The sequence below is a fragment of the Mesorhizobium onobrychidis genome (genome assembly GCF_024707545.1).
In the GTDB taxonomy this organism is placed as follows: domain Bacteria; phylum Pseudomonadota; class Alphaproteobacteria; order Rhizobiales; family Rhizobiaceae; genus Mesorhizobium; species Mesorhizobium onobrychidis.
Window position 1 is genome coordinate 2420016 of record NZ_CP062229.1, and the last position, 21986, is coordinate 2442001.

The 21986-nt window shown below is 62.1% G+C and carries 17 protein-coding genes and 1 pseudogene; 8 read left to right on the forward strand and 10 right to left on the reverse strand.

Features of this window, described 5'->3' with window-relative positions; all coding sequences use genetic code 11:
- Positions 1–82 precede the first annotated feature (82 nt).
- Entirely contained in the window at positions 83–3220 is a 3138-nt protein-coding gene (gene uvrB, locus IHQ72_RS12145) for an excinuclease ABC subunit UvrB (protein WP_258122647.1), read from the reverse strand.
- Between the two features lie 110 nt (positions 3221–3330).
- Positions 3331–4581: a hypothetical protein gene (locus IHQ72_RS12150; protein ID WP_258122648.1), complete on the reverse strand. Its 1251-nt coding sequence runs from the start codon at positions 4579–4581 to the stop codon at positions 3331–3333.
- A gap of 142 nt (positions 4582–4723) precedes the next feature.
- Here IHQ72_RS12150 and IHQ72_RS12155 point away from each other — a divergent pair, with 142 nt between their 5' ends.
- Positions 4724–5764 (forward strand): CapA family protein, encoded by a 1041-nt coding sequence (locus tag IHQ72_RS12155; RefSeq protein ID WP_258122649.1) that lies wholly within the window; start codon positions 4724–4726, stop codon positions 5762–5764.
- A gap of 132 nt (positions 5765–5896) precedes the next feature.
- Positions 5897–6868, forward strand: a complete 972-nt coding sequence (locus IHQ72_RS12160; protein ID WP_258123813.1) for a hypothetical protein — start codon at positions 5897–5899, stop codon at positions 6866–6868.
- On the opposite strand, the gene IHQ72_RS12165 is transcribed toward IHQ72_RS12160, so the two are convergent.
- Entirely contained in the window at positions 6865–7374 is a 510-nt protein-coding gene (locus tag IHQ72_RS12165; protein ID WP_258122650.1) for a hypothetical protein, read from the reverse strand. The two genes, IHQ72_RS12160 and IHQ72_RS12165, sit on opposite strands and share 4 nt — an antisense overlap.
- A gap of 364 nt (positions 7375–7738) precedes the next feature.
- Complete coding sequence (locus IHQ72_RS12170; RefSeq protein ID WP_258122651.1) at positions 7739–7909, reverse strand: hypothetical protein; 171 nt, start codon at positions 7907–7909, stop codon at positions 7739–7741.
- A 416-nt stretch (positions 7910–8325) separates the two neighbouring features.
- Here IHQ72_RS12170 and IHQ72_RS12175 point away from each other — a divergent pair, with 416 nt between their 5' ends.
- Positions 8326–9264 carry a diacylglycerol/lipid kinase family protein gene (locus IHQ72_RS12175; protein WP_258122652.1) on the forward strand — a complete coding sequence of 313 codons (939 nt, stop codon included), beginning with the start codon at positions 8326–8328 and terminating at the stop codon, positions 9262–9264.
- Between the two features lie 91 nt (positions 9265–9355).
- Here the strand turns inward: IHQ72_RS12175 and IHQ72_RS12180 are convergent, their stop codons facing one another.
- From IHQ72_RS12180 to IHQ72_RS12200, 5 genes are all read right to left on the reverse strand, one after another.
- On the reverse strand, positions 9356–10279 hold the full coding sequence (locus IHQ72_RS12180; RefSeq protein WP_258122653.1) for an NAD(P)-dependent oxidoreductase: 924 nt from the start codon (positions 10277–10279) through the stop codon (positions 9356–9358).
- Positions 10276–11487: a mandelate racemase/muconate lactonizing enzyme family protein gene (locus IHQ72_RS12185; protein ID WP_258122654.1), complete on the reverse strand. Its 1212-nt coding sequence runs from the start codon at positions 11485–11487 to the stop codon at positions 10276–10278. The genes IHQ72_RS12180 and IHQ72_RS12185 overlap by 4 nt, the downstream gene beginning before the upstream one ends.
- On the reverse strand, positions 11484–13100 hold the full coding sequence (locus tag IHQ72_RS12190; RefSeq protein WP_258122655.1) for a GMC family oxidoreductase: 1617 nt from the start codon (positions 13098–13100) through the stop codon (positions 11484–11486). The genes IHQ72_RS12185 and IHQ72_RS12190 overlap by 4 nt, the downstream gene beginning before the upstream one ends.
- A gap of 399 nt (positions 13101–13499) precedes the next feature.
- Positions 13500–14582, reverse strand: a complete 1083-nt coding sequence (locus IHQ72_RS12195) for a substrate-binding domain-containing protein (RefSeq protein ID WP_258122656.1) — start codon at positions 14580–14582, stop codon at positions 13500–13502.
- A 105-nt stretch (positions 14583–14687) separates the two neighbouring features.
- A complete protein-coding gene (locus IHQ72_RS12200) occupies positions 14688–16451 on the reverse strand; it encodes an adenylate/guanylate cyclase domain-containing protein (RefSeq protein ID WP_309508842.1) in 1764 nt (587 codons plus the stop codon).
- Between the two features lie 488 nt (positions 16452–16939).
- Here IHQ72_RS12200 and IHQ72_RS12205 point away from each other — a divergent pair, with 488 nt between their 5' ends.
- The 4 genes from IHQ72_RS12205 to IHQ72_RS12225 all read left to right on the forward strand — a co-directional run bounded on the left by IHQ72_RS12205 (position 16940) and on the right by IHQ72_RS12225 (position 19801).
- Complete coding sequence (locus IHQ72_RS12205; protein WP_258122657.1) at positions 16940–17644, forward strand: gamma-glutamylcyclotransferase; 705 nt, start codon at positions 16940–16942, stop codon at positions 17642–17644.
- Between the two features lie 257 nt (positions 17645–17901).
- A complete protein-coding gene (locus tag IHQ72_RS12210; protein WP_258122658.1) occupies positions 17902–18393 on the forward strand; it encodes a GNAT family N-acetyltransferase in 492 nt (163 codons plus the stop codon).
- Positions 18394–18924: 531 nt separating this feature from the next.
- On the forward strand, positions 18925–19140 hold the full coding sequence (locus IHQ72_RS12220) for a dodecin family protein (protein WP_258122659.1): 216 nt from the start codon (positions 18925–18927) through the stop codon (positions 19138–19140).
- A 151-nt stretch (positions 19141–19291) separates the two neighbouring features.
- On the forward strand, positions 19292–19801 hold the full coding sequence (locus IHQ72_RS12225; protein ID WP_258123815.1) for a hypothetical protein: 510 nt from the start codon (positions 19292–19294) through the stop codon (positions 19799–19801).
- 46 nt (positions 19802–19847) lie between these two features.
- Here the strand turns inward: IHQ72_RS12225 and IHQ72_RS37070 are convergent.
- Positions 19848–19943: pseudogene (locus IHQ72_RS37070) on the reverse strand (IS5/IS1182 family transposase); the annotation flags it as partial.
- 279 nt (positions 19944–20222) lie between these two features.
- Between IHQ72_RS37070 and IHQ72_RS12230 the strand changes: the two are divergent.
- Positions 20223–21689: a phenylacetate--CoA ligase family protein gene (locus tag IHQ72_RS12230; RefSeq protein ID WP_258122660.1), complete on the forward strand. Its 1467-nt coding sequence runs from the start codon at positions 20223–20225 to the stop codon at positions 21687–21689.
- Positions 21690–21986 lie beyond the last annotated feature (297 nt).

Below are 21986 nucleotides of genomic sequence, written 5' to 3' on the forward strand. Positions count from 1 at the left end.
GAGTAAGCTGAGCGCTGAAGCTGCCAATCTCCCCCCTTGTGGGGGAGATGTCCGGCAGGACAGAGGGGGGCGCGAAGGAACGCTACCGTCCAGGCCGCCCAGTCTTGCCGGGGCGGCGCTTCTCACGTCGGGTGTCGGCGGGGTCTTCGTAAGAACCGATGCCGGCGCGCTGCCGGATAATTGGCTTACCGGAATCGTTGCGTTCCTTCGCGCCCCCCTCTGTCCTGCCGGACATCTCCCCCACAGGTGGGGAGATCGGCTGCGGCTTGGCCGGCACTTTTCCCTCGACCGGCTTTTCGGTCCGTCGCACCGTCATCTCGTCGAGCGAGTTCTTCTTGAACAGCGGCTTGGTCGAGTCGCCTGGAATGCCGAAATCGGAACCGTGTGCCTCTTCGGCCGACTGTTTCCTGAACAGCGAGCGGGATACCGCACCGGCCGGCGTCGGCATGTCGGTGCCCGGACCCATCGCGTCGAGCGAGGGTTTGGCAAAGAGCGGCTTCTTGACCGGCACGGCGCCGTCGGCGCCCATCTCGTCGAGCGCGGGCTTGCGGAACAGGCTCTTGCCGTCATCGTCGACCGTGCGGTGGATGGCGCGGCCCTTGTTGTGCTTGCCCTTTTCGCGGCCCGAAACCGGGCTTTCCATATCGGCATATTTGGCCAGCGGATCGTCAGAGATGGACAGTTCCATCTCGCGCAGCCGCTTGATCTCGTCGCGGATGCGGGCCGCCTTCTCGAAGTCGAGATTGGCGGCGGCGTCGCGCATCTGCTTGTCCATCGCGTCGAGATGGGCTTTCAGATTGTTGCCCATCATCGCGCCGGCGCTGTCGGTGAACTGCGAGATGTCGGCGCGGACATGATCCTTCTCGTAAACCGAGTCCAGGATGTCGGAGATGCGCGACTTGACCGATTCCGGGGTGATGCCGTTGGCGGCGTTCCACTCCATCTGCTTTTCGCGACGGCGGTTGGTCTCGGCCATCGCGCGTTCCATCGAACCGGTGACCTGGTCGGCGTAGAGGATGACCTTGCCGTCGACGTTACGCGCGGCGCGGCCGATGGTCTGGATCAGCGAAGTTTCGGAGCGCAGGAAGCCCTCCTTATCGGCATCGAGAATGGCAACGAAGCCGCATTCGGGAATGTCGAGACCTTCGCGCAAAAGGTTGATGCCGACCAGCACGTCGAAGGCGCCGAGGCGCAGGTCGCGCAGGATCTCGATGCGCTCCAGCGTGTCGATGTCGGAGTGCATGTAGCGGACGCGGATGCCTTGCTCGTGCAGGTACTCGGTCAGGTCCTCGGCCATCCGCTTGGTCAGCACGGTGACCAGCGTGCGGTAGCCGGCCTTTGTCGTGTCGCGGATTTCGCCGACGACATCATCGACCTGGGTCTTGGCCGGGCGGACCTCGACCGGCGGATCGATCAGGCCGGTCGGGCGGATGACCTGCTCGGCGAAGACGCCGCCGGACTGCTCCATTTCCCAACCGCCGGGCGTCGCCGAAACCGCGACGGAAAGCGGGCGCATGGCGTCCCATTCCTCGAAGCGCAACGGCCGGTTGTCCATGCAGGACGGCAGGCGGAAGCCATACTCCGCCAGCGTTGCCTTGCGGCGAAAGTCGCCGCGATACATGCCGCCGATCTGCGGCACGGTGACGTGGCTTTCGTCGATGAAGACCAGCGCATTGTCGGGGATGTACTCGAACAGCGTCGGCGGCGGATCGCCGGGCTGGCGGCCGGTGAGATAGCGCGAATAATTCTCGATGCCGGCGCAGGAGCCGGTCGCTTCCAGCATCTCCAGGTCGAAGCGGCAGCGCTGTTCCAGCCGCTGGGCCTCCAGAAGACGGCCAGCCTTTTCAAGCTCTTGCAGGCGGTGCTTTAGTTCTTCCTTGATCGACTTGATGGCTTGATTCAAGGTCGGGCGCGGCGTCACATAGTGCGAATTGGCGTAGATCTTGACGCTTTTCAGCTCGCCGGTCTTCTGGCCGGTCAGCGGGTCGAACTCGGTGATCGCCTCGATCTCGTCGCCGAACAGCGAAATGCGCCAGGCACGGTCCTCAAGGTGAGCCGGAAAGATCTCGATCGTGTCGCCGCGCACGCGGAACGAGCCGCGCACGAAGTTGATGTCCTGGCGCTTGTACTGTTGGGCGACGAGATCGGCGAGCAGCGCGCGCTGGTCGAGCCGGTCGCCGATCTGCATCTGGAAGGTCATCGCCGTGTAGGTTTCGACCGAGCCGATACCGTAGATGCAGGACACCGAGGCGACGATGATGACGTCGTCGCGCTCCAGCAGCGAGCGCGTCGCCGAATGGCGCATGCGGTCGATCTGCTCGTTGATCGAGGATTCCTTCTCGATGAAGGTATCCGTCCGGGGCACATAGGCTTCCGGTTGATAGTAGTCGTAGTAGGAGACGAAATACTCGACGGCGTTTTCCGGGAAGAATTTCTTGAACTCGGAATAGAGCTGCGCAGCCAGCGTCTTGTTGGGGGCGAGGATCAGGGCAGGACGCTGCGTCTTCTCGATCACCTTGGCCATGGTGAAAGTTTTTCCCGAGCCGGTGACGCCGAGCAGCACCTGGGTGCGGTCGTTGTCGTTGACGCCCTCGACAAGGTCCTTGATCGCCGTCGGCTGGTCGCCGGCCGGCTCGAAATCCGACACCATCTTGATGGCGATGCCGCCTTCGGATTTTTCGGGCCGGGCAGGGCGGTGCGGCGTCCACAGCACGCCGTCCTTGTGCAGCGGGTTGCCGGATTCGATCAGCGCCGACAGCGCCGCAACGGTGGCGGTGACGCCGCCGGAGGCCATGGTCTCGGCTTCCTCCAGCGAAACATCGAGGCCGGCGACAGGATTGAGGCCGGCCGCGGTTCGCTCCCTGGCAGACGCCGCGCCGCCCATCGAGGTGCCTCGCGCCGTGCGGCCGGGGGAAGAGGAGCGTTCGGGGATTTTTTTGGCAGTCTTCGGCGATCTGCCGCCGTTCTTGCCGCCATTCTTGTCGGAAACGACTTGGCTCCCTTCCTTCTCGGCCTCCTGCTCGATCTGCTCGGCCCAATCGGCGATCGAGCCGGTCAGCGGCGTGCCTGAGAATTCAGCCTGCGGCGCCTCGGCAAAACCGCCCTTGTGCAGCGGCTCGGACGCGTCGAGGAAGTCGGTCAGCGGGCTGCGCCGCTTGGGCAGCGAAGCGCCATCATCACGCGCCGGCGGCGGCGTTTTTTTATCAGAAAGTTTGGCCATGCCCCGAATATGGGAGGTATCGGCCAAAATGGAAAGAGCGGAGTGACGAGGGGCGCGAGAGGAAACCAAGCTCCTGACACAAGGGTGTCAGGAACGATGTCGAAACGCCCTCAGTTGAACCACAGCGCAAACGTCAAAAACCCAGCGCCGCCGAACTGGCGCTGGATCTGGTCGAACTCTTCGCTGGTGAGGATCTTTCCGCCCTCGAGATAGGGCGCGATGGCCGGGCCGGTGATCGATAGCACCAGGTCGAAGGGCTTTGGTTCGTCAAAGAAGCGCTTCATATTGATGCCTTTGTCGGCGAAGCGGAAATGCGGCAGCAAGGTGCGGCCTTCGAGCAGATCCTCGGCCATTTCAAGCGCGGTGTGCCAGGCCTGGACCTGCTCCTCGCCGACCTCCAGGCCGGTGAGCGGGCTGGCGCCTTTCTGTTGCGGGCCGGGCAGCCATTCACGGTCGTTGTCGGTCTCGGCGCGGATCGCCTTCCAGTCTTCGCGAGATAGCCGGATCATTTCCATGAGATGGCGACGCGCCGCCTGCCGGCGCTCCGGCTCGACGACCGGCCAGTTGACCAGATGAACCAGCGAGATGAAATCGGCGATGCGCCATTCGGACGACAACATGCCGCCGCTCATGCCGCCGTCCGGCGGAACGAGCGTGTCCTGCAGCGGCAGTTTGGCGCGCGGAAACAGCATGTGGAACGAACCGTCGAAGGCGTTCCTGAAATCATGCGCCAGCCAGAAATCGGCCTGCGCCATCAGGAATTCGGCATAGCCCTGCAGCCAGTAGCCATCGGCGCGGTCGAAGCGGAAGGTGAGGGCGGGTGCGGCCGGGTCTGGCGCACCGCCGCCGCGTGACAGGGACGCCATGATCGCGGCGGCACTTTCGTCCGGCGCGATCTGGCCGTCCTCGTTGAGGTCGATGCCGAGACGGGTGAGGTCGACCTCCATGCCGATGTCGGCATCGGCAGGCACGGATCCAAGCGTGGCGGCGGACTTTTCCAACCGATCGCGGAAGGCGACCAGGATGGCGCGGAAGCCGTCGTAGGTCAGCGGCTCGGGATTGGGATTGTCCGGCACCGGCAGCCGCATCAGCGGCAGCATGAAGGATTGCGGGCTCTCGAAGCCGTGGCGGTGCAGGCCGCCGGCCAGGATCTCCAGCGCGGTGAAGAATTGGCCGGCGCCGGCGGCGTAGGCCGACGCGGGATCAGTGGGCGCGGCTTCGAGCGCTGTAAGCGTGCTGTCGCGGTCGGCTACGGTTTTTGCCTCGAACAGGGCGGCCGGTTCGGCGGCTGCGGCACCGGCAGAAGCAACCGGCAGCAGCAGAATAAGGGCGGATGCCAGCAGGCTCGAAAATCGCGTCATCTTGGTCCTCCGGTATGCTGTTCGGCGGGAAGCATACACGCAATTCGCGTGCCGCGCCTTGTCCGCATGATTCCGAACAGAGGCGCTTCGCTATATCGGGCGCATCGTCTACCGTGGCAGTTCATTCCGGTACAGGCTGCGCGTGTCGAACTATCCGCTTTCCTACAAATTGTCTTGGCTGCCGCGTTTCCTGAAGCCGACGCTTGGCGGCGACGCCCGTGGTTTTGCACCGGCGGCAGGAACGATGATTGAGCCGCCGCCGGAGCGGACGGTGCGGCTCGCCTTTGTCGGCGATATCTCGGCGGTGGCCAATCGCAGTGCGCCGCAATGCGACCCGGCGATCGCCACGTTGCTCGGCTCCGCCGATCTGGTGGTCGGCAATTGCGAAAGCCCGGTGGTGGAGCGACCGAGCGCGGCGATGGGCACGAAGCTTGGCACCCGTCATGCCATGACCGAGCGGTTTCTTGCCGAGACGCTGGCGGCCGTCGGCATCTCGCGCGAGAAACTGGTGCTATCGCTCGCCAACAATCATGTGCTCGATCAAGGCGTCGAGGGTTTCGACGAGACCGTGGCGGCGCTGAACCGTCTCGGCATCCGCAGCATCGGTACCGCCGCCGACGGTCCGGTCCAGCGCCTTGCTGTCGGGCCGCTGACAATAGGCTTTGCCGCTTTCACGCTGTGGCGCAATGCCGGCGCGGCTGCCTTCGCGGGCCGTGTGTCGATGCAAGGCGACCTGGCACGATGGCCGCGCGGCGGCGCCGTCGACCTCACCTGTGCCGTGCCACATTGGGATTGGGAATTCCGGCATTTTCCACAGGCTGAAACGCGGGCACTGGCACGGCATTTGGCCGCGCAAGGCGTCGGGCTGATCGCCGGCCACCATGCCCATGTCGTGCAGCCGGTGGAGCGGATCGGCAAGGCGCTCGTCGCCTATGGGCTCGGCGATTTTCTTGGCACCGCCTTTGCGCGCCAGCCGTGGCCCGGCCGCATCGGGGGCATCCTGACCGCCGATATCAGCGCCGACGCCGGCACGCGTGGCGCTATCGCCGCCTACCGGCTGCATGCCTTCATGCGGCTGCGCGCCGGCGACCATGAGCGGCTGGTTCCCATTGAGACGCTGGAGGGCGCATTAAGGCAAAAGGTTACGGCCCGTTTCGTTGCGGTTTTTGATAACCGGAATTGATGGCCACAGTTGACTGGTGGCTCGGATAAATCGTGTGGGCTCACCACCATCCCAACGCTGTAGTCGCGCGACTTTCCGCAAAATCGGCTATTGTCCGAGCTGGGTGTTCGGTCTTTCGACGGTGGGATGGCGATGGAAGCAGCGGATTTCATGCCTGATGAAACTGACATCGCCGTCATCAAGAGGAATCTCGCGGCCTATGAGGCCGAAAGGGCTTCGGCCTACCGGCAAGTCCGTTGGCGGGTGCCGCTGTTCATCGGACCGGTGCTGTTGTTCGTGGCGCTTGTCGCATGGCTTTTCAATATGATCGCCGATCCATACGAGCGATGGTTTTCGACGCCGCATGTGTTCCTCTATGTCGTCGGGTTCGTGGCGGCGATCCTGCTCTATTTCCAGGCGATCAAGCCGACGAGCACGTTGCAGCACTCGTTCCGCAAGGCGCTGCTGCCGATCATCTTCGGCTTTATCAGGGATATGCGCTACGAGCATGAGGTGACGCCGAATTCGTTCGACCGGCTGCCGCGCGAGACGATCGGCACGTTCAACAACAAGCGCTTTGACGACATCGTGTCCGGCCGCTACGAGGGATTTCCGTTCGAGCTTTACGAAGCCGATCTCCGGCAAGGCACCGGCAAGAGCGAAACGATAGCATTCAAGGGGATCGTCGTCGCCTTCGAGACGATCGTGCCGTTCCCCGGCATATTGGTGGCGGCCCGCCGGACTGACATGGCCGTCGGGTTCTTCCGCGGCATGTTCGCCAGCAAGATGCAGGAATTGTCATGCGGCGTGCCTGAGCTTGACGCCGCTTACGACTTCCGCACCGACAATGTCGAGGCGGCGCAGCCGCTGGTGAGCGGCCGGCTGGCGCAGGCACTGACATGGCTCAGCGAGACATGGCCTGATGATCCGGCGCGGGTTGCGCTCAATGGCAGCGACGGTTTTCTGCTGTTGCCGCAGACGAAGGATTTTTTCGAGCTGCCTGATATCTCGGTGCCGCTCGACTACGCCAAGCATGTCGCGCCGATGATATCAGACATGGGCGCGATGCTGGCGACGGCGGCCCTGGTGCGCAAGGTCGGCGCAAGGGACGAGGCGGCGGGTTAGCCGCTGGGCATCTTGGCCGCCAGCCAGTTCGCCGACCGCTTCGCCATGCCGATGGTCGCGGATGCGGCGCGGCCAAGGTCGGTCTTGACGACGGCGTAACCGTTCTTTGTGCGATACAGCACCGAGCGTCCGCCATCGACCACAGAGTCATAGGCAACCGGTGTGGCAGCTTCTGTTTCCGTCGCCGTTGCCTGCGATCCGACAGCAACACTCGGCCGATGGCTCAATTCCGAGGGGAGCGGGTCGGTGGCTGTCTGCGCTGCCGTCGTCAACTCGGGCATTGAGGCCGTCGCGGCAAGCTGCGACGACGGCGATTGCGTCGTACGACATATGCCTGAGACAAGCGGATAGTTGAAATTGCGCGCGTGCAACGTCTGGCTTTTCATCGCCGCTTCGCAATCGGCGATGGTCGACCACTTGGCCGGCGTCTCGCCGATATATTCGCAAAGCCTGGCATCGCAGTCGCAGCCGACGATGGTCATGGCGACAAGGGCGGTCTTGATCACGGTCTTGTCCCTTCGAGTTGCTTGAAAAATACCGCTGAGGTCCTTCGCGTGACCGAACAGGATGCGCGACGCTCAAGCATCGTCAATCACCGTGGAACAAGGCGGGATTTGGCCGCGATTGTGGAATGAGCGTGACGGGTACGCCACGGAACCTTTCACCATCGCTGACTGTGGCCGAAAGGTCTCACCAATCGTAGATGTGTTTCGACTTGACGTCTGCTGCAAAGCTTCTGAATCAACGTCAGGATGTTTCCCTCCAGGGCGATCGCAGTCGGTTCGATGCGCGTGAGCCAGGCGGTCAAATCGCGAGAGAAGCCCAAACGACAGTCGGCGCCGGGATTTCTCCCAGCGCCTCCCTGTCAGATCAGGACACGGTCGCGGCAGCAACTTCCGTAAAAGACGTCGCGCCATGCCGGCCTTGATGTTGACGGCCCTGCCAGCCACCGCCCGAGGGCAGCGTCCGTTCGGGACCTCGCCAGTCTCCACCCTTGCGAGCTTCGTCCAGCGCGCCATCGAAGGTTTTGCCGTCCTTCATGGCAGCATCGGTCCGCCGTAGGCGTTCGCACGCTTTCCGCGGCCCCGTAGGTCTCGGCATCCCTCCTCAAATCAGGCAAGCCTGCTTTCGTTCGGGGCCGTACGGGCCTCAGGAAATCCGCCGTTTCGCTTTGCCTTTCGACTTGGCGATCGGTAGCCGCCTGAGATGGGTTAAATATACGGGGGATAAGCGTTTGGCGAAACAGGCGCGAGCCTGTGGATAGCGGGATTATCGGGGACCGACCTCGGCGGCGGAGCGTTTTTCTGGACGAGATGCAAGGGGGCGGAACACGCCTCATCTGCGGCGAGCAGCAAGATCGAACATTCGGCCCTTGCCCCACAGAGCGGCGCGGGCTTCAATGCCGGCAAAGGATTTTAGGACAGCAATGTCGTTGCCGTCCTTTGGGGAGGGCGTTCTTGAAGGTCGGGGTGGTTCTCAATCCGATTGCCGGTGGTGGCCGGCTCAGACGAAATTGGCCTGAGGTCAGTGCTTCGCTCAGGAAACATTTCGGCGATTTCGAGCTGCGCGAAACGCAGGCGACCGGCGACGCCGAACGGCTGGCGCTCGTCCTTGCCGCGAGCGGCTTCGACCTGGTGATCGCGGCGGGCGGCGACGGCACCGCCAGCGAAGTGGCCGACGGGCTGCTGCAGGCGTTTGCAGAAAGCGGCCGGACGGCCGAGCTCGGCCTGCTGCCTTGCGGCGCCGGCATCGATTTCGCCCGCGGGCTCGGTCTTTCGGACGAGGTCGATTTGACGCTGAAGCGCATCGCCCAGGCCAAGGCTCGCAGGGTCGATGCGGGCCGCATCTCCTATGTTGATGACCATGGCGCGCTGGCCAGCCGTCATTTCGTCAACATTGCCAGCCTCGGTCTTTCGGGCGCTACCGACCGCGCGGTCAACGCCGACAAGCGCAAGGGCAAGGTGTCGGCCAAGGCGCTGTTCTACTGGCGCACCGTGTGGGAATTCATGCGCTACCGGTTCCAGGACGTTGTGATCACCGTCGATGACGGCGTCCCGGTCGAGGCACGCGTGGCGCTGGTGGCGGTGGCCAACGGAAAATTCTTCGGCGGCGGCATGATGATCGCGCCGGATGCCGAACTGGACGACGGGCAGTTCGACATCGTCATCCTGCGGGCGGCGGGCAAGTTGAAACTGATCTGGGATATCCGTCTGCTCTATGGCGGGCGGCATCGCAACCATCCGGCAATCACCATTTTGCGCGGCAAGAAAGTGGTTGTCGAACCGTTGGGCGATGTGCAGAAGAACGGCGCGCTGGTCGACGTAGACGGTGAATCGCCGGGGCGCATACCGGCGACCTTCGAGATCCTGCCGGGCGCGCTTACGCTGAGGTATTGAATCAACGCGCTGAGAGACTGATTCAGGTCGTTGCGGGCGTGATTTCGGCGATCCAGTCAATGTACTGAAATCGCGTGACAATTACCTGATGTCAGACGTCGAGCTTGGCGGGGAAACCAGGCGCACGAAGGTCGGTCCCGACCGCATCTTCCAGAAGCTTGACGATCATGGTCGACCAGGCGCTGCCGCCATAGGTGTTCTTGCCTTGTTCGAATATGGCGTTGACGCGCGAGGCGAGTTCGAGCGGCACGCCGAATTTCTCGGCCATGCCCAGTGCGAAGCCCAGGTCTTTCAATGCGAGGTCCATGGTGAAACCGATGTCGTAGGAGCCGTTCAGCACCAGCTGACTCTCGGTCTCGTGGACGAAGCTGTTGCCGGACGAGGCTGATATGGCGTGGTAGGACTGGGCAAGATCCAGCCCGCCCTTCCTGGCCAGCATGAGCGCTTCGCCGGCGGCGATAAGATGGATGAAGGCCAGCATGTTAGTGATGACCTTGATCACCGCCGCCGAACCGATCGGCCCCATCAGGAAAGACTTTGCGCACATCGCCTCGATGGCCGGACGGTGGCGCTTATAGAGTGCCGGATCGCCGCCGACCAGTGCCGTGATCTTGCCGACGGCCGCCAGATGCACGCCGCCAGTAACTGGACATTCGAGCGTCTCGACGCCGCTTGCCGAAGCCAGGAATGCAAGGCGCACAATCTCGTCTTGGCCATTGGTCGACATCTCGATCCAGCTTCCGCCCTTGGGCAGGCCTTCGAGCAATCCGCCGGGACCGGCCAGCACGGCCTCGCTGATATCAGGCGACGGCAGGCATGTGATGGCGTTGCCGGCCAGGGCGGCTGCCTCGGCTGGGCTCTTTGCGGCGGTCGCGCCGAGTGTCAACAGGCGCTCGACAGCCGCGGGATCGCGGTCGAAGACGGTGATGGTGAAACCATTGCGGATCAGGCTGGCGGCGAGGTGACCGCCGAGATGGCCAAGGCCGATGAAGGCGTAACGCTCGCGCGCGCTCACGGCATCAACGGCGTCTGCATCATCTGCAAATGCAGGTCCGCGCCGGCCCAGGGGTGCGCCTCGCAGACGGCTTCATCGAGCTCGACGCCAAGGCCCGGTTCCTTCGACGGAATGACGTTGCCGTCCTGCCATTCGATCTTCTTCTTCAGCAGCTTTTCGTGAAAACCGTCCCACTGCTTCAGCGATTCCAGGATGAGGAAGTTGGGCAAGGTCACGGCGAGCTGGATGTTGGCCGCACCGACGATCGGCCCGCAATAGCAGTGCGGGGCGATCTGGATGTGATAGGCCTCGGCCATCGCGGCGATCTTCTTGGTTTCAAGAATGCCGCCGGAGCGGCCGAGATCCGGCTGCAAAATGGTCGCGGCGCGGTTCTCGATGACACGGGCGAATTCGAACTTGGTCGTCAGCCGTTCGCCGGTGGCGATCGGGATCGACGTGCCGTGCGCCACCTGTGCCATCACTTCCGGCATGTCGGGCGGCACCGGCTCCTCGAACCACAGCGGGTCGTAAGGCTCGATCGCGCGGGCCATGCGCAGCGCGCCCGACGCAGTGAACTGGCCGTGCGTGCCGAACAGGATGTCTGCCCTTGTGCCGACCGCCTCGCGGATCGCCTTGACCATGCGGGCGGAGAGATCGATGTCGACGAGGCGCGGCTGATGGCCGTCAAAGGCAGTGTAGGGGCCGGCCGGGTCGAGCTTGACGGCATTAAAACCCTGCTCGACATATTCGAGCGCGCATTCGGCCGCCAGATCGGGGTCGTTGTAGACATTCTTGCCGCGCGCGTCCTCCGAATGGACGCTGCCGGTGTGCGGGTAAAGGTAGGTATAGGAACGCAGCGTTTCGTGCACCTGGCCGCCGAGCAGCTTATAGACCGGCTTGTCGGCCTCCTTGCCGATGATGTCCCAGCAGGCGATTTCGAGCGCCGAGAAACAGCCCATGCCGGAAACGTCCGGGCGCTGGGTGAAGCCGGACGAATAGGCGCGACGGAAGAAATTCTCGATGTCGTGCGGGTCGCGGCCGACGAGGTAGCGCTCGGCCATGTCCTCGACCATTCTTGCGGTGACGTGGGCCGAGAAGGTGGCATTGTAGGCCTCGCCGTAGCCGACCACGCCGCCATCGGTGGTGAGTTTGACGAAGATGAAATACTTGCCGCCGATGCCGGGCGGCGGATTGCCGACAACCCAGGTCTTGACGTCGGTGATTTTCATTTTTGATCCTCCAGAACCAGTTCTGCGCCCTTCCATCCGGTCATGATCGAGGCGGCGTTGGTGTTGCCGGTGATGTTGTCGGGAAAGATCGACGCGTCGATGACGCGCAAGCCGGCGAGGCCGTGAACTGTCAGGCGCGGGTCGACAACGGCGCGCGCAGCGTCCGGTCCCATGCGGCATGTCGAGACCGGGTGGTAGACGGTGCCCGAACGTTTCCTGAAATCCTGAATGAGATCCGCGTCCGAGGTGATTGACGGGCCCGGCAAGACCTCTTCCTCGATGATCTCGGCCATCGCCGGCATGGCGGCGATCTTCCGGATGAACTTCACCGCCGCCAGCATTTCGGCGACGTCCGCCTCGGTCGAAAAGGCATTGGCGACGATCTTCGGATAATCGCGCGGATTGGCGGAGCGGATCATGATCTCACCACGGCTCGACGGACGGCAGTTGGACAGGCCGATGGAAAAGCCCGGCCACGGATCTGGAGTCAGGATCGGGCGTTCTCCGCTCTTCGGAATGACGGTCGAGAACGCCTGGAAATAAAGCTGCATGTTGGGCCGTGAAAGAGCCGGGTCGGTGCGGAAAAAGCCGCCGGCATTGTTCATCGACAGCGACAACGGGCCGGAGCGCAAGAGGACATATTGCATGCCGACCATGAGCTTGCCCCACCACGGGCGCAGAATCTGGTTGAGCGTCGGCAGCCGACCCTTGAAGGTGTAGTTGATGCCGACATGGTCCTGCAGGTTCGCCCCGACATTCTCATTGGCGTGGACGACGGGAATGCCGAGCGCGCCAAGGAGCGCCGAGGGACCGATGCCGGAAAGCTGCAGCAATTGAGGCGAGTTGATCGAGCCGCCCGACAGAATGATCTCGCGGCCGGCGCGGGCAGTCTTCGTCTCACCATTTTGGAGATACTCGATACCAACGGCGCGCTTGCCCTCAAACAGGATCCTGGTCGCCAGCGCATTCATCTCGACACGGACGTTTTTGCGCTTCATCGCCGGGCGCAGGAAGGCGCGAGCGGCCGACATGCGGCGGCCGTTTTTGGTGGTGATCTGGTAGATGCCGACGCCTTCCTGGGAGGCACCGTTGAAATCCGGTTTGAAGGGCAGGCCGGCCTGGTTGGCGGCTGCGAGATAACGCTTGGTCAGCGGGTGGACTGCGGTCGAGCAGTCGGTGATGTGCAGCGGGCCGCCAACGCCACGCCATTGATCGGCGCCGGCCTGATTGTCTTCGATCGCCTTGAAGGCGGGCAGCAGGTCGTCGAAGGCCCAACCGGGATTGCCGGCCGCTGCCCAAGCGTCGAAACTCTCGCGCGCGCCCCTAATCCAGACCATGGCGTTGATCGAGCTCGAGCCGCCAAGCAGCTTGCCGCGCGGCCAATGGTCGACATTGCCGGCGAGGCCCGGGTCCGGCTCGGTCTTGTAGTTCCAGTTGACCGCCGGATCGAAGAAGGTCTTGCCGTAGCCGAGCGGCATCTGCACGTAGAAACGGCGGTCGGTGCCGCCGGCTTCGAGCACCAGAACCGAAAAGCGGCCCGTGGCCGAAAGTCTTTCGGCCGCAACCGAGCCGGCCGAGCCGGAGCCGACGATGATGAAATCATAGGTCTGCATGGTGACGCGAGCGGCTCCGGAATTCTGGTTCTAACCTAGACTTGGGCGCGGCGCCGCGTCGCCGCGCCTTCCGGCATGGCTTGTGAAAAAAGCGACGGCGGGACTCAGTTGAATTTCAGCTTACGACCATTGCGGACGCTCGTTCGCCCCGGCCGAATTCACGCCCTTGACCCTTTCGAGACCTTGCGAGGCCGTGTCTCCTTCCCAGAACTGGACATTAAGCGCAACCAGCGCTGATGACCCAGAGCCGTCATTGCTGTGCCCTACTGACAGGTCCGCAACGGGGCCAAAAGCTGTCCTTTTGAATGCCGCCATTGATGACTCTTTCGGGCCGGCTCACTGCTTAACGCATTGGCGCAAACGCACACCGAACGAAGCGGCGAACAAGTCGGCTCTGGCTCAGTTCTCGTACCGCTTCCCGATGTTGCCGACGGTTTCCCGCGTGACGAGTTGGGCGCGCGTATCGAGATTCGCGGCCGATATGCCACGATCGATCTGCAGGTAAAGCTGCATGACCGGCCAGAAGCCCTGCAGGAAGGGCTGCTGCCCGATGACACCAGTCAGGTCACCACTCCTCAAAGCATCCAGTTGGGCCGGGCCGAGGTCGAACCCATACGCGCAGATTTTGCCGGTCATGCCGAGTTGAGCCGAAGCCTTGGCGATCGCCGGCGTAAATAGGGCATCTCCGCCAAATGCACCCACAATGTCACCGCGCGACTCGAACAGGGTCACCACCCCGGCCACCGGATCGTTCGGGTTGGTGTCGATGCCGGTATTCTGCGGACCGGCATCGACCTTGAAGGCCCCGAGCTTACCGGCGTCGTTCAACGTCTTTACGATGGCGTTGAAGGCAGACGTAACGCGGTCGTTGACCTCGATGTTGCCCTGCGCGGTGGACGAGGGGAGCACGATAGAGCCGCTCTCGATCCCTCGCTCCATCAGGCATTTCGCGAGCGCCTCCCCGGCAATTGCCGCGGCGGAAGCGTCCTGGCCTGTGTGGCTGATACTGCTGCGATTGAGGATCGTACCGTCGAAGGAGTTCGTGGTGGCGACCGGAATTCCATTGGCCGCGGCCGCCCTGACTATGTCGTCGTAAGCGCCGACCTGCGGCGTGGTCATGATAATGCCGTCGATTGTCGGATCCTGAACTATCTGATTCAGAATTTCGATCTCGCGGGCAACGTCCTGGTTCGGCGCCTCGGATCCAAGCAGCAATACCTCCGCGCCAATAATGTTACCTGCGACGGTGGCACCCACGTAGAGTGGATCGAAGAAACCATTACCGGCGCTTTGCGTCACGACGGCAAATGTCAGATGACCGTCCGCGGAGTGGAAATTCTTCGTGTCCGGGTGCTCCTTGGCTGCGTCCTCAAACGAATAGCCACCGACCGCCGCACCCACATTGCCGGATTGGGCACAAGCGTCCGTGGCGCCGAGCGAAAGCGCTATGGCTCCGAACGTGAGTGAAACCAGTCTGCTCATGATCTCCTCCCTCTTGCTTGGAGCGGGCCCGCATCGCGAGCGGGCGGGCCCCGGTCCGTGGGCGGAACTCGTCTGCGTCTGCCCAGCCGGAGCCCTACGCGACGCTCACTCTTCCGGCACGCCCGCAGCCCGCAGCGAGGCCAAATCGGCCGCCATCTGGTCGGTGTCGACGCGGAACTGCGTTCGCAGCCAGTACTTCACGGTGAAGGCAGGCCGCGCGGCGATAAGCTGCGCAGCCGTCTGCCTGGCATCATCGAGGTGCCCCGCCTGCTCCTGGATTATCGCGATGTCGGCCAGGCCGAAGCCGGGGCTGCGTGCATGATAGGCCCGGAATGCGGCAAGCGCCTCTTCCGTCCGGCCGGCCAGCCGATAGGCGTTGCCCAGCACGCCCAGGTGCCAGGCATGATAGTTGAGCCCGTTGAGCGCCAAAGCCTTCCTGATCGGGCCAATCGCCTCCGCCGCGTGGCCGCAACACGTCAGGACGAAACCTCCGAACACCAGGACGTCGGGCAGGCTGGGACCAAGCTTCGCCGCCCTGCGCGCGGCCTCGGCGGCCTCGTCGAATCGGGACCGCAAGAGGAGGATTCCGCTTGCGACCCGGTGCGCGTCGGGCGTCGTCGGGTCGATCGACAGCGCCCGCTCGACATATGCTTCAGCCTCCCTCAACGCGGCTTCGCGGTCTTCGCCACTCCAGCCATGACGCGCGTCGGAATAGTGGATGTCCCCGAGCAAGGCGCTGAGCACTGCGGAGCTGGGATCGAGCGCGAGTGCCTTCTCCCAGCAGCGGCGGGCCTGAAGATGGGTGTCCGGGGACTTCGGACGACGATCGAAGTTCAGGCCTTCTATCCAGAGATTCCACGCTTCGACGTTCGTGGTGGTGGTGTAGCGCAGCTTGGCCTGATCGCCCTCGGTTAGCCTGACCTGCATTTCGGTGACGAGCGTCAGGGTGATCTCGTCCTGCACGGCAAAGATGTCCTCGACCCTGCGATCGAAGCGCTCGGCCCAGATCTGCACTCCTGTCGACGCATCGATCAGCTGCGTGGAGATCCGCATTCGCTCGGCGGCTTTGCGGACGCTTCCTTCGAGCACGTACCGCACGCCCAGCTCGCGTGCGGCCTGGCGCACATCCACCGCCCGTCCCTTGTAGACGAAGCTCGAATGGCGAGCGATCACCGACAGGCCGGACAGCTTCGACAGGGTAGTCGTGATATCGTCGACAAGCCCGTCGGCGAAGAACCCCTGGTCCGGATCGCTGCCCATGACAGCGAACGGCAGGACCGCGATGGATGGCTTGTCGGCGGGCAGCGGCAGGGCGAAACCCGAAATGGGTCTCGACGCGGCCGATTCATCGGCGTTCCAGCACCACGCCCTTACCGAACGGTCGATGTTCTTAAGTTTCAATTCACCGGCATCGATGAACGTCACGCCGACCTTTCCGGCCACCTGCGCGTAGACGCTGTCTGAAACGAGAATGCCGCCGCGCGGCGCCTGGCCTTCCAGTCTGGCGGCAACGTTCACACCGTCGCCGAGGATGTCGTCGCGATCCACTACGATGTCGCCAAGATTGATACCGATTCGAAACGCGATCGGCCGTCCAGATGCGACATTACACTGGCCCATCGAGCGCTGGATGGAAGCGGCGCATTCAACTGCATCGACGACGCTGCCGAATTCGACAAGCGCGCCATCGCCCATCATTTTCACGACACGCCCGTGGCGTTCGGCAACCGCGGGATTGAACGTCTCATTCCAGACGCGCTGCACGGCGGCAATTGTGCCCGCCTCATCCGCCTCCACCATTCGGCTGTATCCGGCGATATCAGCGGCGAGAATGGCAACAAGTCGCCGGGTGATCGGCTGCTCTCCCATGCGGCCCTCCCGGGCGAAGCGCGCAGGGCATTATTACCACACATGTGGATTTCACGCGTCAGAAATGTCATAAGTTGGCGCCTCTACGCCATTCCGGGAGCTCGCATGCTCCTTTCCGTCCAAAGACGCTGATCCGCAGGCCGGACGTTACCCCGGCAGCTATCCATTCTGGCCAGCCGGCGCGCGTCGCCGGGCGGTCGTTGGCGTGGCTTCAGAGCGGCTTCGCCAGGAGCGGGGACGCCCCTCTGCGGACCGGTGACGCATGTAGCAGTCGCCGCCTGATCTCATGCCAGTCCCGTTCGCCGTCGCCCGCTTTCGAACTTCAGCCGAATGTCTGCTCGCGGCGCGATACCGGTAGTTAGGAGCGCGGCGACGAAGGTCCTGAGATGGCGCATTCAAGCCGTGCGTCGGTTCGTATCTTGCAACGCCGGTAGCATCTGCCAAGGATACGCGATCCTGATCCGATGGAGCACGGGATGCCAAGCCAAATGAGAAAGCTGACCTTGACCGCGGACCATGTCGCGCGGGTCCACAAGGTCGTTCAAGACCAGGGTTTGACGGCAGGTGCCGAGCTACACACCGATGCTGACTACGACCGCTGGGTCGAGCAAATGATCCGAGCTCATCCGGCCCCGAAGGCACCGACCCGCCTATTCGCTTACGGCTCGTTGATCTGGAAGCCGGAGATCGAGCACATCGGTGAGCAACTAGGCGCTACTCGGGGTTGGCATCGTGCTTTTTGCTTCCGCATGACCCGTTTTCGGGGCACGCCAGAGCAGCCCGGCCTTATGATGGCCCTCGATCGTGGAGGGCAATGCCGGGGCGTCCTGTACGACCTACCAGAGGACAACCTCGAACGCCAATTCGGCAAATTGTTTCGACGCGAGTTCACCTACAAGCCGGCCAATAGCATGCCCCGCTGGATCACGGTCGAGACCGCCTCGGGAGCCACGCCGGCGTTGACCTTTGTTATGAACCGCGCCTCGCCTCTTTATGCCGGTCGTCAGTCACTTGAAGCAGTTGCCGATGTCCTGGCCCGGGCCTGCGGTCATTGGGGCACAGGGGCCGAGTACTTGCTCAACACGGTTTCTCACCTCGAAGCCAAGGGGATACGCGACCGCAACCTCTGGCGGCTTCAACGCCTTGTGGCGGAGTTGATAGAGCGAAACCCGGCGGAGCGGAACGTTCTTTGAGCCAACGGAGCGGTCATTGCGCACTTCGCTTCAAGCGTCCGCAGTTGGCGCTTCCCGTTGGTTAATACACCTGAGCCGCAGAACGCCCGTCATCAGGGTCGAAGGACTGGCTGGGGTGGAACTTTTGCCGCACGATGCCGGCAACTGAACAAGTAGTTGGCGCCAAATTCCGGACATTCCGGGGCCGCTTTAGAGTCGACATTCACGCTACAGGCGGGTCGACGTCTATAATGCTTTGATCGGGTTAGGATGCGGTCATGACCGAAAGCCCAAAGATAAATATTCGCTCTTCTGAAATCGACGACCTCCCAGCTCTAAGTCGCCTGATTTTCAGGACTATCGAGACCAGCTACAGCGGCGTCTACCCTCCACGCGCGATCGCATTCTTGAAGCAATTCCACTCTGAGGAAAAGGTCTTGCAGCGCATTGAGACAGGAGTGACACTCGTTGCGGAACAGGATAGCCAACTGATCGCGACTGCAAGTCTTGACGGCCAGGAAATCGCAGCTGTCTTTGTCGATCCTGATAGACAACGATTTGGATTTGGGCAGCTGTTGATGCTAGACTTGGAGGAGCGGGCTCGAAAAAACGGTCTCAGAGAGACGGTTCTAAGCGTCTCACTTCCGTCCAAGAAATTCTACGAGCGTCTTGGCTATCAAATTGTCGAAGAGCGCATCAAGGATTTAGGCGATGGCCAATCGCTCAAATTCTGGAAGGCCAAGAAGAGACTCATTTCTCCAACCGAATGACGGCTTTCGATCTGTCGTGCCGCGGCAAGGACGTCCGACTTAGGGTCAAGGCTTGCCGTAGAATTTCTCCCCACGAAGGACAGAGAAGGGTGGTCGCATCAGGTCGTAGCGCGAACGGCAGGTTTGGAGAAACGCCATGAAGGTCAGCAACTGGCGCTACCTGCTCGTTCCGATCGATGAGACGAATAGCAACATTTGACCCCGTTCCGGACGCTCGTTCGCAGAAGGCGTACGGTGAAGTTTGACCCGTCTCGGTCGTTGGCTGCGACGCAGCTGAATCTCTCAGAAGCGGTCGAAAGCGGTACTTACGTGAGGAAGCGGTTGATGGCGGCCTGGAGGTCGACGACGGAGTGGAAGACGCCCCGCTCGAGACGACGCTTCGACAGTTTGGCGAAGAAGCCTTCGACCGCGTTGAGCTGGCGCCGCGGCTCTTATCCGCGCACTCAAAGACCGGCTATTAACGAGCCACGGCAGCAAATCTCTGGTAAGAATGAAGTCCAGTCTGTCGATCGGATCAAACGGGAGGAACCGATGTCGAATAGCGTCTACAAGATTATCGAACTGGTTGGCACGAGCACCAAATCCTGGGACGACGCTGCGCGCGCCGCTGTGGAACGCGCCTCGAGTAGCTTGCGTGACCTGCGCATCGCTGAGGTAGTGAAACTCGACCTCCAGATCAAGGACGGGAAGGTCGAGGCCTACCGCGCCAAGGTCAGCGTATCCTTCAAATACGAGGACAAAGCGTAGCGAGACCGCGCCCGCGCGACCTGGCCCGGCTTGTCCGCGGGCGCTCGAAACCGACAGGAGATAGGCACGCGCCGCAACCCCGGGGCCACCCTCGCTCGAGCAGGCATCTGATCGCCGAGCGCCCCACCGCGGCTGGAGGAAGCCTGTCATGATGAAACGTGTCACGGTAATATTTCTCTCAGCAGCCGTGCTTTCTTACGGTGCCGTTCTACATGCCGGGGAGATTGAGTTTCTGAAATCCATGAACGGTAGTTGGAGAGGGAATGGTACGGTCAAAATCCGCGTCAATTCTCTGCCACTGAACATCTCTTGTAAATTTACCTCGGGCGCTACCGACACTTCGCTTACACTGGCAGGCAAATGTACTGGTTTCATGGGCCTTTCCCGAGCCATTGGTGCAGACATAAGGACGAATGGGTCAACTTACACCGGCTCCTACGTTGGAGCGGGCACGGGCATCGCTGGCGTGAACGGCAAGCGCTCAGGCAATGCCATCAAGCTCGCCATCCGTTGGGCCAAGGATGTCAATGGTGATCGCAGCGCTAGAATGACAATCGAGAAAATCGGAAGCGATGGTATGCGTCTGACCACAGTCGATACCGATCCGAGAACCGGCAAGAGCGTTGTCACCAGCCAGATAAATCTGCGCAGAGGCCCCTAGCCGTTTACGCTGACGATATTTGCCCTATCCCGATTCAAGTGGCTACCAGGCCCTGGGCATCCGCCCCCCTTTTGATCCGTGCCAGCACGGCGAGCATGTCGTCGAGCACGCCCATCTCAATCCCGCTGTAATAGCGCCGCTTGGAGCTACTTTCCGATCGACGAGAGGAATGGCAGCATTCCACATCCAAAACAGAAGTTCGTTCGACGGCGGTCGAATTCACAACCGTGACCCAACTCGGACATTCGATCATCTCACGCCCAATGGTAGCCAATGACCCGAGTCGGACCTTTGAAGTTGGGGGCACGCTACTGTCGCTCTTCAATAACGGTTCTTCGGCTCTCTTCTTGCGGACAAGCGGAATTGGCTCTCGGCACCCGCGATGTAAGATGCACTGACTTGCCCTTCTTGGGAGGATCGCATGGCCGGAGTTTCCGAACAGTCTGGCATTCCGACCGTCGATATTGGGACTGTCGATCGCATTGCCGAGGAACTTCTCGGTCACAGCACTTGGTCGCCCGAGCAACTACTCGCCTATCAGCAGGAGCAACTGAAGATATTTCTGTGGCGTGCGGCTACGCGCTCGCCTTATTGCCGGCGTACGATCGGCGATCTCGTTGCGAGAGATCGACCTCTCGCCGAATTCCCGACTATGAACAAGTCAAAACTGATGGAGGAGTTTGACCGGATCGTGACAGATCCGAGGCTGACGCGGACGCTGGTCGAGGAGCACGTGAACGGCGAGCGCTGCGGAGAACTGCTGCTCGACGAATATCGTTGCATTGCCACCGGCGGATCGACTGGTCAGCGAGGTCTGTTCGTCTATGACCGGGATGCTTGGAACGTAGCTGCTGCCAATCAAATGCGCATGCAGCGCTTGATCGGCATCACGCCTGATATGCGCGGCCTTGGTATCGGCGCGCCGTCGCCAGTTCATATGAGCTATCGGTTTTCTGCTGAGTTCCGTGCGATCCGGCCTGGCGCGCCGACCCTGTTCGTGACCTCGCCGATTGAGGAGATCGTCGCGCAACTCAACGCGTACCAGCCGGACTATCTCCTCACGTATCCGTCTTTGCTCCGCCGGCTGGCCGAAGAACAGAGAGCGGGGAGGCTCAAAATCGCGCCCAGGCTGTTCCGGTCCGCAGCGGAAGCGCTGGCGCCAGATGTGAAGGAACTTGTACGGGAGGTTTGGAATGCGCCAGTATTGGACGGGTATGCCGCGACAGAGACGGGGATCATGGCAGTCGATTGCGAGCATCGCAGCGGCATGCACATCGCCGAAGATCTGGTAGTGCTCGAGGTGGTCGATGCGGACAACCGTCCTGTACCTCCTGGTACGCAGGGCGCCAAGATGCTCGCGACGGTGCTTTTCAATCATACCCTGCCGGTCATTCGATATGAATTTTCCGATTTGATCACGCTGGCCGAGGGGACGTGTCCCTGTGGATTGCCATTCAGACGCATTGAGCGGATCACAGGGCGCGCCGAAGAGATACTGCGGTTCAGGACGAGCTCAGGGGGTAGGGCCGAAATCCATGCGGCCCGGCTTTGGTTTTACTTGGTCAAGGTAGCGGGAATTCGCCAATACCAGTTCGGATCGCTCTCCGACGGTATTCGGATCAGACTCGCCGTATACCCAGGCTGTGACCCTCGGGCGGTCGAAGCTCAGACCAAGGCACCGACACGATCATTAACATCGAATTGGACAAGATTGCAGAGCCATGGCGAACGGCCACCAAGCTTGCCGGGATGTATCATCCCTGCGGCCAAATATTCTTCGGCATGCGCCTGCCGCTACTCGTCAGCGACGGAAGGCGAACGCGGCGGTCGGAAAGATCCAATCATGGCGACCGCGGCGGATCGTGCTCAGTCACGGCCGCTGCTTTGATGCGGATGCTGACAAGGTTGTCCGAAGGATATTCGGAGCAGCGGGCACGAGATAAGTGCGGTCCGCTCTCCACACCCGATTGAGAAGTAGAACGCTCCGTCGCGGTATAATCCGAGCCGATGCCCCGGCCGCCTCGGTCGCGCACTCATTCGCGGCGCGCCTCATTAGCTGACCTTCAGCCACTGGCCGGAGTCGATTCTCTGCCCTTCGTTCGGAGGACTTCTGCCGCAAGCCCCGACCCGGACCAGCTGCTGCGGCCGCGCTTGCCCGCCATTGCGTTGATGTGCGTCAATGCCA

Bases quoted from the DNA above. Each gene is read 5' to 3' on its own strand.
- IHQ72_RS12185 (WP_258122654.1), bottom strand. From the start codon at position 11,487: ATGAAAATCACCGACGTCAAGACCTGGGTTGTCGGCAATCCGCCGCCC.
- IHQ72_RS12170 (WP_258122651.1), bottom strand. From the start codon at position 7,909: ATGAAGGACGGCAAAACCTTCGATGGCGCGCTGGACGAAGCTCGCAAG.
- IHQ72_RS12230 (WP_258122660.1), top strand. From the start codon at position 20,223: ATGGCCGGAGTTTCCGAACAGTCTGGCATTCCGACCGTCGATATTGGG.
- IHQ72_RS12190 (WP_258122655.1), bottom strand. From the start codon at position 13,100: ATGCAGACCTATGATTTCATCATCGTCGGCTCCGGCTCGGCCGGCTCG.
- IHQ72_RS12210 (WP_258122658.1), top strand. From the start codon at position 17,902: ATGACCGAAAGCCCAAAGATAAATATTCGCTCTTCTGAAATCGACGAC.
- IHQ72_RS12220 (WP_258122659.1), top strand. From the start codon at position 18,925: ATGTCGAATAGCGTCTACAAGATTATCGAACTGGTTGGCACGAGCACC.
- IHQ72_RS12200 (WP_309508842.1), bottom strand. From the start codon at position 16,451: ATGGGAGAGCAGCCGATCACCCGGCGACTTGTTGCCATTCTCGCCGCT.
- IHQ72_RS12195 (WP_258122656.1), bottom strand. From the start codon at position 14,582: ATGAGCAGACTGGTTTCACTCACGTTCGGAGCCATAGCGCTTTCGCTC.
- IHQ72_RS12150 (WP_258122648.1), bottom strand. From the start codon at position 4,581: ATGACGCGATTTTCGAGCCTGCTGGCATCCGCCCTTATTCTGCTGCTG.
- IHQ72_RS12205 (WP_258122657.1), top strand. From the start codon at position 16,940: ATGAGAAAGCTGACCTTGACCGCGGACCATGTCGCGCGGGTCCACAAG.
- IHQ72_RS12225 (WP_258123815.1), top strand. From the start codon at position 19,292: ATGAAACGTGTCACGGTAATATTTCTCTCAGCAGCCGTGCTTTCTTAC.
- IHQ72_RS12160 (WP_258123813.1), top strand. From the start codon at position 5,897: ATGGAAGCAGCGGATTTCATGCCTGATGAAACTGACATCGCCGTCATC.
- uvrB (WP_258122647.1), bottom strand. From the start codon at position 3,220: ATGGCCAAACTTTCTGATAAAAAAACGCCGCCGCCGGCGCGTGATGAT.